This is a genomic window from Streptomyces sp. NBC_00286 (genome assembly GCF_036173125.1).
GTDB lineage: Bacteria > Actinomycetota > Actinomycetes > Streptomycetales > Streptomycetaceae > Streptomyces.
Map to the genome: position 1 here is coordinate 3,148,211 of NZ_CP108054.1, position 14,199 is coordinate 3,162,409.

Annotated in this window: 14 protein-coding genes and 1 pseudogene; 4 read left to right on the forward strand and 11 right to left on the reverse strand. The window is 65.8% G+C overall.

Annotated features, from left to right (window positions below; all coding sequences use genetic code 11):
• Window positions 1-43: 43 nt before the first annotated feature.
• The 9 genes from OHT21_RS14055 to OHT21_RS14095 all read right to left on the reverse strand — a co-directional run bounded on the left by OHT21_RS14055 (window position 44) and on the right by OHT21_RS14095 (window position 4,154).
• A complete protein-coding gene (locus tag OHT21_RS14055; RefSeq protein ID WP_328768618.1) occupies window positions 44-379 on the reverse strand; it encodes a SpdD-like protein in 336 nt (111 codons plus the stop codon).
• A 25-nt stretch (window positions 380-404) separates the two neighbouring features.
• Window positions 405-560 (reverse strand): hypothetical protein, encoded by a 156-nt coding sequence (locus tag OHT21_RS14060; protein ID WP_328768619.1) that lies wholly within the window; start codon window positions 558-560, stop codon window positions 405-407.
• 14 nt (window positions 561-574) lie between these two features.
• A complete protein-coding gene (locus OHT21_RS14065) occupies window positions 575-766 on the reverse strand; it encodes a mobile element transfer protein (RefSeq protein WP_328768620.1) in 192 nt (63 codons plus the stop codon).
• 20 nt (window positions 767-786) lie between these two features.
• On the reverse strand, window positions 787-1,449 hold the full coding sequence (locus OHT21_RS14070) for a DUF2637 domain-containing protein (RefSeq protein WP_328768621.1): 663 nt from the start codon (window positions 1,447-1,449) through the stop codon (window positions 787-789).
• A gap of 77 nt (window positions 1,450-1,526) precedes the next feature.
• Window positions 1,527-1,700, reverse strand: coding sequence for a hypothetical protein (locus OHT21_RS14075; RefSeq protein ID WP_328768622.1), 174 nt, complete (start codon window positions 1,698-1,700; stop codon window positions 1,527-1,529).
• A gap of 2 nt (window positions 1,701-1,702) precedes the next feature.
• Window positions 1,703-1,903: a hypothetical protein gene (locus OHT21_RS14080; protein WP_328768623.1), complete on the reverse strand. Its 201-nt coding sequence runs from the start codon at window positions 1,901-1,903 to the stop codon at window positions 1,703-1,705.
• The gene (locus OHT21_RS14085; protein ID WP_328768624.1) at window positions 1,896-2,375 is read right to left on the reverse strand and encodes a hypothetical protein; all 480 of its coding nucleotides are present in this window, start codon (window positions 2,373-2,375) and stop codon (window positions 1,896-1,898) included. Before OHT21_RS14085 ends, OHT21_RS14080 begins: the two co-directional genes overlap by 8 nt.
• 82 nt (window positions 2,376-2,457) lie before the next feature.
• The gene (locus OHT21_RS14090; protein ID WP_328768625.1) at window positions 2,458-3,795 is read right to left on the reverse strand and encodes an FtsK/SpoIIIE domain-containing protein; all 1,338 of its coding nucleotides are present in this window, start codon (window positions 3,793-3,795) and stop codon (window positions 2,458-2,460) included.
• Between the two features lie 2 nt (window positions 3,796-3,797).
• Window positions 3,798-4,154: an SCO3933 family regulatory protein gene (locus OHT21_RS14095; RefSeq protein ID WP_328768626.1), complete on the reverse strand. Its 357-nt coding sequence runs from the start codon at window positions 4,152-4,154 to the stop codon at window positions 3,798-3,800.
• Between the two features lie 153 nt (window positions 4,155-4,307).
• Here OHT21_RS14095 and OHT21_RS14100 point away from each other — a divergent pair, with 153 nt between their 5' ends.
• The 3 genes from OHT21_RS14100 (at window position 4,308) to OHT21_RS14110 (ending at window position 6,634) form a co-directional block, all read left to right on the forward strand.
• The gene (locus OHT21_RS14100) at window positions 4,308-4,673 is read left to right on the forward strand and encodes a winged helix-turn-helix domain-containing protein (protein ID WP_328768627.1); all 366 of its coding nucleotides are present in this window, start codon (window positions 4,308-4,310) and stop codon (window positions 4,671-4,673) included.
• A 235-nt stretch (window positions 4,674-4,908) separates the two neighbouring features.
• Complete coding sequence (locus OHT21_RS14105) at window positions 4,909-6,129, forward strand: helix-turn-helix domain-containing protein (protein WP_328768628.1); 1,221 nt, start codon at window positions 4,909-4,911, stop codon at window positions 6,127-6,129.
• A gap of 19 nt (window positions 6,130-6,148) precedes the next feature.
• Window positions 6,149-6,634, forward strand: coding sequence for an NUDIX hydrolase (locus OHT21_RS14110; RefSeq protein ID WP_328768629.1), 486 nt, complete (start codon window positions 6,149-6,151; stop codon window positions 6,632-6,634).
• An 841-nt stretch (window positions 6,635-7,475) separates the two neighbouring features.
• On the opposite strand, the gene OHT21_RS14115 is transcribed toward OHT21_RS14110, so the two are convergent.
• Window positions 7,476-9,386 carry a P-loop ATPase, Sll1717 family gene (locus OHT21_RS14115; protein WP_328768630.1) on the reverse strand — a complete coding sequence of 637 codons (1,911 nt, stop codon included), beginning with the start codon at window positions 9,384-9,386 and terminating at the stop codon, window positions 7,476-7,478.
• Between the two features lie 1,562 nt (window positions 9,387-10,948).
• Window positions 10,949-11,681 (reverse strand): annotated as a pseudogene (locus OHT21_RS14120) (SWIM zinc finger family protein); the annotation flags it as partial.
• 452 nt (window positions 11,682-12,133) lie between these two features.
• Here OHT21_RS14120 and OHT21_RS14125 point away from each other — a divergent pair.
• Entirely contained in the window at window positions 12,134-13,651 is a 1,518-nt protein-coding gene (locus tag OHT21_RS14125; protein WP_328768631.1) for an AAA family ATPase, read from the forward strand.
• The last annotated feature ends 548 nt before the right edge of the window (window positions 13,652-14,199 follow it).

A 14,199-nucleotide genomic window follows, 5' to 3' on the forward strand; every position in this document is an offset into this window, starting at 1 on the left:
GGAGCGGCGGAAGTTTGGCGACCGAGGCCGCTCCGGGGGCCGGTCAGCGTCGCTTCGCGTCGGTGGTGATCAGGGAGCGGATGACCAGGGCGCAGATAGCGAGCGAGGCGCCGGTGATGGCCACGGCCAGCAACATGGAGACCAGAACCGCGCCGACGACCAGGACCACGGCGACACCGGCACCGGCCACCGCCACGACGCCGCCGGGCGTGAGCTGAACGGCGGGCCGGGACGGCTCCGGGGCCGCGGGGGCCGGGATGTGGTGCGAGCAGCCGCAAGGGGCCGACGCTCCGGGGTGGTGCTCGATGGCGGTCGGGGTGACCACCGGCACAACCTGAGCGGTCGGGGTGGGGTTGACCGGGATACGGGGCTGGAACATGGGCTGAACTCCCTTCTGTGTGGGGTTACTTGGTGGCGGTGTCGATGGCCGGGGCCAGGAAGCTGTCAGCCAGCAGGTAGCCGCCGATCAGCAGGACGACGACGAGCCAGAGCGGCGGGCGGACGAGCTTGATGCCGACCAGGCCGACGCAGGCGATGAAGAACCACAGCGGCACGGACATGACCTGATCTCCCATCAGCGGACCGGGCAGCGGTGGCCCTGGGCGGCGATCATGGCGGGGCTGACGTCGTCGTACTCGGCGCCCCAGCCGCAGTTCTCGGCGGCGCAGGCGGCGACGTATTTGATCTGTCCCTGGCGTCCGTGGGCGGTGCCGACGGTGACCTTGCCGACGCGGTGCAACTCGCGCCAGATCTGGTAAAGGCCCATGGGTGGTGCTCCTTTCGGAATCAGGTGAGCTGAGCTGCGATGGCGTCTGCCATCGAGGCGGGCACGCCGAGACGGGCGCGCAGGGTGTCGGTGTCGATGTGGGATCCGGTGCGGGCGTGGTGGTCGTCGGCGACCTTGCGGGCGTGCGCGACCAGCGCGGCCGGAACCGGCGGAACCGGCTCGGGATCGGCGGCGGGCAGAGCCGGGACGTCCTCGGCGGCGGTCAGCGGTGCGGCTTGCGGCTCGGGGGGAGGGTCCGGCTCGATGTCGGGTGCGGGGCTCGGAGCGTTGGGCGTCGGCGGTGTCGGCGTCCATGCACCGGTCGTGGGCGAGTGGGCCAGCAGCGTGCCGCCGAGGAAGGCCAGCGCGGGCCAGCCGGCGACGCCGAACCGCAGCCAGGCCGGGGGGTGTTCGAGGTCGAGAAATCCGGCGGTGGCGACGTTCGCGCCGAGCGAAGCGACCAGGGCGATCAGGAACCAGCACCAGGCCAGCCGGGACGGGCCATCCGAGCGCAGCCGACGCCATGCGGCGACCAAGAGCAGGTCAACGCTGATCGGGTAGGCCCAGGCCTTCCAGCCGTCTTGCCCGGCGGCGGCGGCCAGGTCGTGCAGGTGGGCGAAGGACAGGGCCCCGGCAATCACGGCCTGTACGAGCACGGCGTCCGGGCGGATCGAGCGGGTCATGTCCTCACCTCCTTCAGGGGTGTTGGGCCAGGGGCGGGGCGGGGAGCGGTGTCCGGCCGCCCGGCCCCTGGTGGGGTTCAGTCGGTGGCTTCGCCGGAGCCGAAGCAGGCGAGGCAAATGCCGGCCTGTTGGCCGACGACGCGTTGCTTGCGGCCGACGCGGACCGTGCGGGTGACTTCGCCGGTGCCGTTGCACGGCTCGCACTTCTTCGGCGCCGGGGGCTTGCGGGCGGGACGCTTGCGAACGGCCATGGTCACCACCCCTGGCCGGGGTACTCGGGGCCCTCGTCGGGGCCGGGCGGGACGAGGCCGGGCGGCGGCTCCGGCAGCGAGGTGGCCAGAGCGCCGCCGACCACGTCCGCGAAGTCCTGATCGGCGCCGGGGCATTCGGCGTACAGGACCACAGAGCCGAGCATCACTACGGTGCGGTGGAAGTCCTCGCAGTGCTCACACATGCCGCTCACCGGCCTCGGGGCGACCGTTGGCGGTGGCGATGGCCGTCAGCACCCGGTCGAGGTTGGTGGCGTCCAGACTGCTGAGCGCGTCACCGAGGCGCACCGGGACACTGCTGTCTGCCAGCGAAGCGGCGATGGCCAGGATGCCCAGTTCACTGCCGGAGGCGGCCAACTGCGCGCCGTTCGCGGCTTCGGCGAGCGCGGCCCAGTCGAGGTCGTACACCTCACTCGTCTCGGCATCGGTCGCCATCAGGTCTTCGCGCTCGGCGAGGCGGGGCAGCCAGACCCCGTGCGCGGTGAGCAGCTCGACTGCGGCCGTCCGGTGCGGGCTGCCCTCTGCGGTCTCCCTCAGGACGGCTTCCAGTTCGTCTGCGGTCCAACTGCCTGCGTCGTCGTACCAGGGGCAGTCGCGTTCGTCGTGGTCGATGCCGGTCTCTTCGCCGTTGGTGTCGCCGCAGTGTTCGCAGAACATCGCGGTCTCCTTCCGGTTTCGGGCATGGCTCGGGTAGGGACGTGGCGCGAGGCGGTCACGCCGACCGGTGAGCGGGGATGGTTCAGGCGGCTTCGGCCACCGCAGGCGCCTCGACGGGCGCGAGATCAACCACCGGCCTGAAGCGGGCCAACTCCGGCAGTTCTGGGGTCAGGTGCGCGTACCGGTTGCAGGCGGACACGGCTTGCCGCATAGAGGTGTGCGGGGTGCGGATGCGGGTCCATTCACCGGTGGAGTAGCCGACCACGGCCATGCCCCGGCGCGTGTTGGGGATCTGGGTAGCGGCGAACACCGCGTGCGGGGAGATGTCCCCGAAGGCCATCTTGGCGGTGGACTCGTCGTTGACGCGGTGCACGGTCCGACCGGTCAACTGGGCGCGCAGCATGGTGATGCCGTCGCCGAGTTCGGAGCCGAAGCGCTGCCCGTAGAGGTCCAGGAAGATGCCGGCCGCGCGGCCGAGCTGGGCGAGGCGGATCAGGGCGGTGATGATCCGGTCCCGGCGCGGATCGTTCCGCTTGCTGCTCATGGCGAGTTCGGCGATCTCGTCGATCGTGACCACGATCGGCACCGGGCGCAGCGCTTCGGGCAGGTCCCAGATGTTCGCGGCGATCTCCGCATCCGGGGTGTCCGCGCTGATCCGCTGCTCACGGCGAATCACGTCGTAGATGCCCGCCATCCTCGACACGAGCGCTTCGAGGAGATCGGCCGCATCGTCGGGGTTGTCGGCCAGCGCGGACAGCCGACGGGCGAACGGGCTCAGTTCGATCGTCTTGCAGTCGATGCCGACCAGCGCCACGCGTTGTGCGGCCAGTTCTTTGATCACGGTGCGCTGGAAGACGGACTTGCCGGACTGGGTGGCGCCGACCGTCACCGAGTGCGGCACCTCCCGGTAGTCGCGGTAGTGGACGCTGCCGTCCTCCACCAGCGCGACCGGGATGCGCAGCAGGCCACGGCCGGTCTTGGCGGGCATCTGGACGTGCTTGAGCACGTCGTAGCCGGTCAGGGTGATCTCGATGACGCCCGGTTTGATCTCGCGTGAGGTGACCTGGTGGACGGCGAAGGAGTGGCGCAGCCGGTCGGCGGCGGCGGAGAACTCGAACGCGTCCTGGCCGGGCCACATCTTGATCCGCAGCCGGACCCCGGTCCGTGTCGGCTTGATCCACAGCAGTCGGGGCACCCGCTGCTGCGGAGCCGGCCGCTTGGACCAGCGGGCCAGTGCCAGCCGCCACCGGGAGGCCGGAACGGTCAGGTGGCAGGCGTCCATCACGGCCGCATACCGCAGCCGTATGCGCAGGACGGAGAACGCGATGCCGAAGGTCAGCCAGTACCAGGCGGGGCGGCGCCACTTCAGCAGCAGTGCCAGCCCGGCCACGATCGCCAGCGCGATCAGTACTCGCGTCATGATCAGGCCGCCTTCGGCTTCGATGCGCCGGCCGCGAGCGAGGTGACCGCGACCGCGCGGAAGCTGATGCCGTGCCGCTTCTGGCCGTTGAACTCGTTCTCCCACGGCCGGGCGATCAGCCCGGTGAGCGCCACCGGGGTACCCATCTCCAGCTCACCGGAGATGTCCGGCTCGGCGACCGTGATGGTCACGACCTCGGCGTTGCCGTTCATCACGAACAGCACGTCGACGGTCATCAGCTTCGGTCCGTTGTCGCCATCGGTGGCGATCACGCCGTTGCGCTTGTCACGCATCTTGACCTGCGGAGGCTGGGCGACCATCAGGGTCGCGCCGTTCGTGTCGACGGGGATCTGACGCATGAGTTCACTCCTCGATCAGATGACTTGACGTACTTAGTACGTCAGTTTGGAGAGTCCAGAATGCACATGTCCTACTTAGTGTGTCAAGTAGTTGGTCTCGACTCCTGTCGACACCTTGTGATGCACTAGGTGCGACAACTGGGGAGAAGGGTTATGGCCGAGTTCACCGGACGCGCGGCGTACTTGCAGATCGCCGACGAGATCAAGCAACGGATCCACGATGGGAAGTTGTCCCCTGGAGACAAGATCCCGTCAGAGGCGACCTTGATGACGGATCACAGCGTCTCCCGCACCGTCGCCCGGCAAGCGATCTCGCGACTCCGTGAGGACGGTTACGTGATATCCCACCAGGGCAAGGGCAGCTTCGTCGCCGTGCCGTCGGAAGACCGCGAGCGGCGAAGCCCCGAGTTCACGCAGATCACGGAGCACCTGGACGAAGTCCTCCGGGACGTCCGGAAGTTGACGGCTCGGATGGATCAACTTGAGGAGCTTGTGCGTCAGCAGGGGCCAAAGTCCTAGAGATCGCGTTGACGCGACGTTCAAGGTCGGCCACCTCCCTCCCAACTCCCCTGATCCGCTGGACCAGTTCCAGCCGTTCTTCCGGGGTCAGTGCCATCGTTGGCCCCCTTCGTCGCAAGCTCGGACTGACAACCCCTCGGGTGTCAGCAACGCTAGGTCCGGTTCGCAACGACACCCCGGAAAATTCTTCCGGGGTCCTCAGAAGAGGCAGGGGGACGCTCTTCCCATGCGAGGAATGACAACGAACCTGACGATCGGCGAGCGAGTCGCTTGGTACCGCCGACGGCGCGGAATCTCCCAAGAAGTTCTGGCCGGCAGGATCGGCCGTACGGTCGACTGGCTGAGCAAGGCCGAGAACAACCGCTTGGAGCTGGACCGACTGTCGGTCATCAAGTCCCTGGCGGACGCCCTGGACGTGTCCCTTGGCGATCTGCTTGCCGAACCGACGCTCATGGACTGGACGCCCGACAGCGGCACGCGCACCGTACCCGCCCTGCGATCAGCGCTTATGAACTACCGGCAGCTCACTCCGTTGTTGGGCGTGCCGACCGAGGGCGAGCCGACGCCGCTCGGTGAACTGCGTACGAACGTGATCGAGGTCTGGGAGGCGTACCAAGACTCCCGGTTCGGCTTCGCGACCCACCGCCTGCCTCTTCTTCTGACGGATGCGCTCATCGCGGCGCAGTCGTACGACGGCCAAGAGCAGGAGACAGCCCATGATCTCACCGCCCTGACCTACCAGGGCGCGGCCATGGTGCTCACCAAGCTCGGCGAAACTGACCTTGCATGGATCGCTGCCGACCGTGGACTTAACTCGGCTCAGCAGACGGGGAATCCGGTCGTGACCGGGTCTCTGTTCCGATCAGTCGCTCACTGCCTGCTCTCCAACGGCCGGTTCGGTGCAGCCGTCCAACTCGTCAGCGACGCAGCCGACTACCTTCGTCCCCAGCTCGACCGAGTAGACGTGTCGCCGGGGTTCCTGTCGATCTACGGAACGCTCTTCCTCACCGGATCGATGGCCGCCGCCCGCGCCGATGATCGCGCAGCTACCCGAGACTTCCTCGACCAGGCCGATCGCGTCGCCCAGCAGCTCGGCGCTGACGCCAATCACATGTGGACCGCATTCGGGCCGACCAACGTCGCAATCCACCGCGTCGCCACGGCTGCCGAGCTGGGAGACGTGCAAGTCGCGATGGATCTCGGACCGGAGATCGACACCAGCGGTCTACCGACCGAGCGTCGTACACGGCACAACATCGAAGTAGCCCGCGCGCTGAGCCTCAGCAACCGCACAGACGACGCGCTCGCCACGCTGCTCGAAGCCGAGAGCTGGGCCCCTGAACAGGTGCGCAGCCACTATCTCGCCCGTGAACTGGTCCTGACATGGGTGCGGAACCAGCGGGGCCGGCCAAGCCCGAGTCTTGCCGACCTGGCCCAGCGCTTGCACGTCGTATGACGTAGGTACGCTCGACTGCATGGCAGCCAACGAGCACGAAGCGAAGATGGCGCATCCGCGTGTGGCCGCGGGTGCGCTCTTCTTTGATCAGGCCGGACGCGTCCTCATGGTCGAGCCGTCCTACAAGGACTACTGGGACATCCCCGGCGGGTACGTGGAGACAGGCGAGTCCCCGTTGCAAGCTGCCGCGCGCGAGGTGCGCGAAGAGCTGGGGATCACTCCACGTCTGGGCCGACTCCTTGCCGTCGACTGGGCCCCGAACAGAAGCGAAGGCGACAAGATCCTGTACCTCTTCGAGGGGAGCCGGCTCACGCCCGAGGACTTGGCCAGGATCACCCTCCAACCGGACGAGCTGACGAGCTTCGCGTTCCTCGCGCCCGCAGAGATCAACGAGCGCACCATCCCGCGACTTGCCCGACGCATCCATGCGGCGATCGATGCCCGCACGGCCGCAGCTCCGGTCTATCTCGAACACGGCCAGACGCCTGATCCGGCTGCCGCATAGAGCACGCGGTCAGACTTTCCCTACTTCATCAAGGCTCGCTGCGCTCGCTCATCCGGCGGCCGACGGCGCTTGTCGATCATCGCCAACCCGGCCGCCGCGGACTCCGCCCAAGCGCATCAACGGCCGCTCGCGGCCAGCATGCCGCCGCCACCACGACCGGCCTCGGGAGGGGAAAGATCCAACCGCAGTTAGACCTCAGCGCCCCGCTTCCGGGGCCACCACGCACCCCTTTCCACCCGGTTGCCTAACACCGTTAGGTCGGATCAAACCGAGGGCCGCGCCAAGCGCGGCGGCGCCGGTCGGTCGCCGCCGCGCCGCCTCCATGTCTTCGCCACCGGCGCACGTCACCGCCCGCCCGTCGCCGCACGCAGCGGCCACATTCCAACACGGGCACGGGGACGAACGGTGATCCCCAACGGTGCAGGCCACAGATGCTTTGTGTTACCGAAAGAGGCCGGATCATGGTGGCGGCGGCATGCGGGCCAACGCTGCCAGATGCGCGGGCGTTCATACGGCCCGCTGATCCCACACCAGGCCACCGGCCGGCGAGCGCGACCATGAGAGGGGGAGAAACCCCGTCGTGGCTGGGGCGGTCGGCTCCACGACTTTAGCCAGCCACTTTGGCGCGAGCCTCGAAGATCATGGCCCCAACGTCGTGCTTTAACGGGCAGGTCCACAGACTGCCCGACTCGCCGGAAGCTTAAGGGGCCATGATCACTCGCGCCAAAGCAGCTCCCGGCCAAAGTCGCTCCACCGACCGGGGGTCATGCCAGGGCTCGTTGGGGGAAAGAGATGGAGCGATTCCCTGAACGGCCATCCAACGCCAGCCAAATGAAGTCCATTAAGCGTACCGCCTTGCCCAACCCGATGCGTCATGTCTTACTCGATCGGACACGTCAAGCAGCGTCCTTGCCACTCTGGCCTTCGAGGCATCTTCTATCAAGTCAGTTTCCGTCAAGCGAGCCGCCAACTCGCTAAAAAATTCCTGAGCCCTAGGTATCAAGTCAAGCAACAACGCGAAGTCATCGTGGCCTACAAACGAAGTATCGAGATCCCGGAGAAGCAGATCCAAGTTGCCGTATATCTCTTCGGCAATCTCGGGCGGAAGGTTTGACGATCCCACGACAGCTCGAACCCGCTTGCAGCCCTTGATTAGGGATTCTGCGGCTTCAAACCCTGCGCTACCACGGAGTACTGGAGAGCCCGCGCGGCTACGACGCTGGGATATAAATCGTTCACCCACAATAGTAGGACGATAGGGGTGCAGATCAGCGGCAGAGACAGATCGCAGAGCTTCTCGGAAGCAGGGATGTAGCACCAAATTTGTCTCGTGCGGCTCGATGCGATCAGGATCCTCATATGAGTAGACAATGGCACCCCTGCGTCGAACTCCTATAAACCCTACCGCGTAAAGCACGTCCAGGATTCCATCGACGGTAAGTGCACTGCTAAACTGCGGATAACGTCCGACAAATGAAGCTTGCATGGCCTCAAAGCGACTCGCGAGGGTCCTTCGAGAGAATAGATAGCCCGTGTTTTGAAAAAGGACAAAAAGATCCCCAAGGAAAGGATAGTTGACCAGGTATTCATTAACTAGGTCCGCTATTTTCCAATTGGAATACTGCGTCGTCGCCTCTATTATGTCAGAACTTTCAATTATCCGGTTCCCATTCTTTTCTGCGGTGTCGCGGCAAAGGTTGCAGAATTGGATGAGGTCCCTAGGCCTCATGAGGGTGCGCGCAATCACATATTTGTCCGACTTAGCCTTACCGACGCGCTCACTGAAGACAGCCCTCCACAGGTCATCATGCGTGACTTCCCTGCTCAACGAGGCAGTCGCACGAGCGCGAACGAGCTCCAAGAGTCGAGCTGGCGTCCAATCGATACGCATCTCGTCCCCGCGAAACTTATCCCGATCGCCGAACTGCAAGAAGTCGTAGATGTCGGTGCGAAGAAATACTGCGCAGCGGACTTGGGGAAACGCACGCGACACATGCTTAGCTGCCTGTAGAAGGCCCACTACCAGCGCATCGGAATCCTCGTCGTTAGACCAAACCTTCTCGATCTGATCAATAAGCAGCACTATTGGTGGGTGCCCATCCGGACACTGCAACTCATCCAAGGCAATCTTGATGTTTTCCTCCAGTACATCAAGCTGGCCAGACGCTCGAACACCTTCAGGCGGCGCACCCCCAGGTGTCGGCTGATCATTTACCCCAACCTTCACGCCAAATGCTTCTAGCGAAAGTGAAGAGCTCAGCTTCTTGATTACTTTCCAAAATTTTTCATGAAAGTTCAAGTCATCTGCTTCGCCGTTTTCGAGAAGAAACTTCCTTACGGCAGCCACGGATGAAGGCTGTGACTCGCTATGCGCATCCCGGGCGTGAGCTACAACATATTTCGCTGTCTGCACGGCGAGTATGTAGCGCCAGACCAATTCCTTTGCCAGAGGTGAACGTATTCCAGGCAGCTCAAAGCGCCTGAGCTCATCAGCGGATATTTCATCTGGAGTGACCAGGCAGGCATGGAAGGGGAGATTTTGGTCGCATGCTAGGGTCACGCAGATGGCACTCTTGCCAGAGCCCTTTCTGCCAATAATGAGCATCTTTCTGCCGTCAAGGACGGCTTTATAGGCGGCAGTCTCCAAGAAGCCTGCTTTCAGCAGTCCTCCGGCAGCAATGTCAGATTCGGCGTCGTCCTTGCCAAAGTAAAGGCTGGCAAGTGGGAAGGCTTGGTCGCTACTCATCGTCATCGCCCGCTTCTGATGTAGCGCATCCTGAACCCTTGGGGCCCCTCTTACGACGCTACATCTGAGGCCATAGCTGCGCACGCTGGAACACGTATGAGTGGGCCGTAGTACAGCCCACAGCAGTCGCGCCGCCTAGTTGGCACCCGGGTCGATATACATCAAGCCCGCTAGGTGCTCGGGCACTACGCAGATCGCCTAGCATCAGGGAGTTCAAGCGGCTCATGGTGATGCCACAGTATGTGGCGGTCACCGCGGCGCAGCTCTGCGTCTCCCCACTCAAGACGCATAACCCCTGTAGCCATGGCACACGCGTACGCCAGGAGCACCAAGCCGACGTCCGGGTCGAGTTGGCTTAAGTCCTTGTGGAACTCCTGTTCTTGCAGGGCCTCAAGCCCAAGATCCAATTCACCTTGAAGGGGCTCTGGACCATGACGGCGGATCAGATCGGCCCGGAGGCCCACCGCGCGTCGAAGGCGAGCCACCGTGACCGGTACGTCTCGTTTGGCGTAGCGGATCGGGTACAACACCTGGCCGGCAACAACCATCACCGTGCGGGCTTGCAGACGTACCGCCGTAGCGCCTGGAAGGCCAGCGAGCCCAACTGCCAACTCCTCGTACTGGGAAGCGTGAAGACCGTGTCCGTACGCTTCCAGAGTCTGCGTACCCACTCCCCGGTGGCCGTCCCGTGCCCGTTCGTGCGCCCTGACAATGCACTCTGGGATCAGCTTCGACAACGGGGGAGCCAACTCACCAAAGACGCTGTGCGACCATGACACGTTTGTGCTGCGCTCCGCCATCCCGTTCCCCCTCGCACTCATGGCACTGTCAGAGGCAACTACGAACACCGAAGATGACGCGCAGTGAGGCTCGCCGCAAGGGCGCACAGCGGGCGCTCCGGGCGCAGGTCACCAACAACAGCAAGGTTGAGCCATCAACGTCAGATCTGGCACGCTTCCGTCGGTGCCGCATCGAACCTGGTGAGGGCCTTGAACGGGGTCTCCAGACTCTGGACTATTTATGGACAGATCCCCGACAAGTTGACGCGATAGAGCCTCTGACCAGCACGTTAGCCGCGAGGTGAAGCGCCCTCCGGAGCCGTGTGCGCAGGTTCGAATCCTGCCGGGGGCACTCGCCTGCGCGGCATAATTGCAGGTCAGTGCGCTTTTTGGAGTAACTCGACAGCTGAGGGTCAGTCAGGTTTTCCTGGCTGACCCTCAGCTGTTCCGCTTTTGCGCAGGTCGGGGCCGGTCCGGTTTTCCGCGCAGGTGGGTGCCCCGGGGGTGCCCAGGACATGGGAACGCTGCTTTCGCGCGTCTTGGCGCGCTGATTTATGCGCTCGGACCCGAGGGCGGGGCGGTGACTCTGTGTTGCCGTCTGGTTCCTTGTTGCGCTCCTCGCAGCTGTGGTGCGTGTACAGCCACGCGAGGACCTCGCGAATGGCTTCACCCTGCCTCATCGCCAGCCGCTCACCTTCGGGCCCATCCACAACGACGTACTCGATGACGACCTTGGGCGGTTCTCTGCGACTCACTCTTCATACTCTGCACCGTGGCGCTGCCCGCTCGGTCGGGGCGTGCCGTGCGGCACGCCCCGAGGTGGGCGTCGGCGAGGTCTGCGCTGATCTGCCCGAGCCAGCCGTCGGAGTCGTCGACACTCTCTACCGCCTCGGCCAGCAGCCGCATCGCCTCCCGCGCCAGGGTGATCGCGTCGGCGACCCGGCCCGAGCCGGTCAGCGCGCCGATCGCGGACACTGCCTGCCTCGCCTGGTCGGCGTAGGCGCGGGCGTCGGCGTACTCGACATACTCGTATTGCGCGAAGGGGCCGGTGTCGAACAGATCACGGATACGGGACCGAACCGCGGTGAGGTCCCCGCGAGCGCTCGCGGCCCGCAGCTCCAGGCGGCGCCGCAACTGCCGGTCCTCGTCGAGCTGTTCCCGCAGCGGGCGAGCAACTCGGCCTTGGACAGGGCGGACAGCCCTCGAGATCCTGCGCGCGTTCCCGGGCCGCCTTCCGCTGCCGCGGCAGGCTCTCCCGCTGGGCGAGCACCGTCAGGCCGAGAGCGACCAGGTGCTTGCAGAAGTTGCCTTCCATGCCGTATGGGCAGTCGCACTCGCCGGACAGCCCGCCGGGCCCGTCCAGGGTCAGCTCCACCTCGTACCGCTGGGTGCCGTGGACGCTCGCGGTGACCCAGCCGTCACCCACCTCGACCCCCGACACCGCGTCGAGATACCCGAGGCCGCGTTCGAAGGAACGGGCACCGGCCAGCGTCTTGAGGTTCGCCTCGGTGAGGCCGCGCATGATTCTTATCCGCCCTGCTGTGGTTGTGCAGTTGATACTCCGCCAGCCTAGGGAGCCCGAGAGCGCGAGCCGACAACTTCGGTGGGTTTGACCTCCAACTCGACCGGTGCCAGGGATCGTCGGCGGGTCACACTCCCCTCCCCGGGTCTCATGGAGTTCACGGTCCTCGGCTGCCACCCCGAAGACGGTGACTCCCCGAGGCTCTGGCTCTCGCAGTCCGCCGGCTCCGTCAGGCGCCCGGTCTGCCGGATGCGGTGGGACTGCCGCCGCCACCGCACCTCGTCCCCCGGTCTGTGACCTGCTCCGGCCGGAGCCCATGCGGAGCGGCGACACCGTCAGCGAGATGAATCCGCAGGAGTGCCCACCCGAAGCGTTACACTCACGGCCGCACATAGGTAAGGTTCAGACATACGGAATCAGTTAGGGTTGGCCTAAACGGATTTGGAGAAGCCATGGGTGTACTGCTGGGCAAACCGGAGCGGCTGCTGGACCGTGATCATGAATGGGCGCTGCTCAACGACTTCCTCGCCGATCCAGCCACCGAGCTGCGACTGGCCATCGTCTCGGGGCGCCGGAGAAACGGGAAGTCGTTCCTGCTGGAGGCACTCACAGAAGCAGTGGGCGGGCTGTATCTGACCGCCGTGCAGGAGGAAGGCCGGGTGCCCGCGCTGCACCGGTTCACCGAGGCGATCGCCGCGCACGCGGGAGTGCGGCCCGGGGCGATGCGGCTGGACGACTGGCGGGATGTGCTCACCGCCGCGCTGGAGGTGGTGAACCGGGCGCCGGGGACACCGCTGATCGTCATCGACGAACTGCCGTACCTGCTCCAGCACTCCCCGGAGATCCCCGGGTTCCTGCAACTGCTGTACGACCAGTCGCAGTCCGGCAAGGCGCCCGGCGGTCGCATCGTGCTGTGCGGCTCGGCGATGAGCGTGATGTCCGAGCTGCTGTCCGGCACCAAGCCACTGCGCGGCCGGGCCGTACTGGACCTGCGCCTGCCGGCCTTCGACTACCGCACCGCCCGCACCCACTGGGGGATCGAGGACCCAGCGGTGGCGCTGCAGGTCGACGCCGTGCTGGGCGGCGCCCCCGGCTACCGGCCGCTGGCTGCTGGGCCGGTGCCGCAGAGCGAGGTGGAGTTCCCTCCCTGGGTCGAACGCACTCTGCTGGACCCGGGGCGGGCCCTGTACTCGCGCGTGGAGGCGGAGTACCTGCTGCGCGAGGATCCGCGGATCACCCACCGCACGCTGTACTACGACGTGCTGTCCGCCGTGGCCCGGGGCGCCTCGACCCCGGCGAAGGTCGGCTCGATGCTGGAGCGCTCCCGCTCCGCCATGGTCGCCCCGCTGGAGGTGCTCGAGTCCACCGGCTACGTCCGCAAGGAACAGGACCTGCTCAAGGCACGGCACCCGGTCATCAGCGTCGCGGACCCGGTGATCCGCTTCAACCAGCTGATCACACTGCCCATGGTAGATCTGGTGGAACGTCGGCGCGGAGCCCAGGTGTGGCAATCGTCCCGGCCGACGTACCACTCGAAGATCCTCGGCCCGCACTTCGAGGAGACCGCACGCGAGTGGACCCGCTCCTTCGCCATCGACGAGACGGGACTGTCGCTCGGCGCGGTGGGCACGGCGGAGATCGCCGACCCTGCCGCCCGGACCAAGCACGAGGTCGACCTGCTCGCCCTGGCCCCCGGCGAGCGCCCGCAAAACCCGCGGGCCGCCATCACCCTGATCGGCGAGGCCAAAGCCACCATCCAGCCCCGTGGGCTCAAGGACCTCGAGCGCCTCGAACACATCCGGGTCCTCCTCGCCGACCAGGGGCACCGGCCCGATGACGCGACCCTCGCCCTGTTCTCCCTGCACGGCTTCCATCCCGACGTCATCGACGCCGCCGGGCGCCGCCGCGATGTCCTCCTGGTCGACATCGGCGGGCTGTACGGCAACGGACCCATCCGCGGCCTGAGTTGACCTGCGCCAGGGCCGCCTGATCATCTACTGCCGGGTGGCCTGGATGTTTACCAGATCAAAAATTCGATGCTGAAGAAGCCGCCAAACGTTGAAGCGGAACGTCGACCGCAGAGCTCCCACTGCGGATCCAGCACGGTGGCGGTCCATCCGGCACGCCCCGAACGACCGGCTCCGTTGTGTACACACGAGCCACTCAGTCCATGACAGTGGTCCTCCCCCACAAGTTGCTCTCCACTTCACGTGCCGGATCGTCGCTTGGGCAGGCATCGTCCCGATGCCCAATGCGATCACCGCCGGGATCGTTCCACGCCGCGTCGGACGCCGTGAACCAGCCCACCAGGCCACCACCAGCAGATCAATGGTCATCGGGGACAGCGTCCGCACGCGCTCCAGCATCCCGTCGAAGCTCGTCACGCCATCACCGTATGGGCCGGACCAAACCCGTGCGTACGACAGCGGGAGTAGCGGCGCGAAGCGTTCCCCGAGGAACTGGCGGCCGCCCGCCATTCGCCCGGACAAAGCACTCCTTCCCCCGCGCCGCTCACAGG

What these genes read in the sequence shown, in the direction of transcription:
- OHT21_RS14055 (WP_328768618.1), bottom strand. Translation starts at nt 379, where the DNA reads ATGTTCCAGCCCCGTATCCCGGTCAACCCCACCCCGACCGCTCAGGTT.
- OHT21_RS14060 (WP_328768619.1), bottom strand. Translation starts at nt 560, where the DNA reads ATGTCCGTGCCGCTGTGGTTCTTCATCGCCTGCGTCGGCCTGGTCGGC.
- OHT21_RS14065 (WP_328768620.1), bottom strand. Translation starts at nt 766, where the DNA reads ATGGGCCTTTACCAGATCTGGCGCGAGTTGCACCGCGTCGGCAAGGTC.
- OHT21_RS14070 (WP_328768621.1), bottom strand. Translation starts at nt 1,449, where the DNA reads ATGACCCGCTCGATCCGCCCGGACGCCGTGCTCGTACAGGCCGTGATT.
- OHT21_RS14075 (WP_328768622.1), bottom strand. Translation starts at nt 1,700, where the DNA reads ATGGCCGTTCGCAAGCGTCCCGCCCGCAAGCCCCCGGCGCCGAAGAAG.
- OHT21_RS14080 (WP_328768623.1), bottom strand. Translation starts at nt 1,903, where the DNA reads ATGTGTGAGCACTGCGAGGACTTCCACCGCACCGTAGTGATGCTCGGC.
- OHT21_RS14085 (WP_328768624.1), bottom strand. Translation starts at nt 2,375, where the DNA reads ATGTTCTGCGAACACTGCGGCGACACCAACGGCGAAGAGACCGGCATC.
- OHT21_RS14090 (WP_328768625.1), bottom strand. Translation starts at nt 3,795, where the DNA reads ATGACGCGAGTACTGATCGCGCTGGCGATCGTGGCCGGGCTGGCACTG.
- OHT21_RS14095 (WP_328768626.1), bottom strand. Translation starts at nt 4,154, where the DNA reads ATGCGTCAGATCCCCGTCGACACGAACGGCGCGACCCTGATGGTCGCC.
- OHT21_RS14100 (WP_328768627.1), top strand. Translation starts at nt 4,308, where the DNA reads ATGGCCGAGTTCACCGGACGCGCGGCGTACTTGCAGATCGCCGACGAG.
- OHT21_RS14105 (WP_328768628.1), top strand. Translation starts at nt 4,909, where the DNA reads ATGACAACGAACCTGACGATCGGCGAGCGAGTCGCTTGGTACCGCCGA.
- OHT21_RS14110 (WP_328768629.1), top strand. Translation starts at nt 6,149, where the DNA reads ATGGCAGCCAACGAGCACGAAGCGAAGATGGCGCATCCGCGTGTGGCC.
- OHT21_RS14115 (WP_328768630.1), bottom strand. Translation starts at nt 9,386, where the DNA reads ATGACGATGAGTAGCGACCAAGCCTTCCCACTTGCCAGCCTTTACTTT.
- OHT21_RS14125 (WP_328768631.1), top strand. Translation starts at nt 12,134, where the DNA reads ATGGGTGTACTGCTGGGCAAACCGGAGCGGCTGCTGGACCGTGATCAT.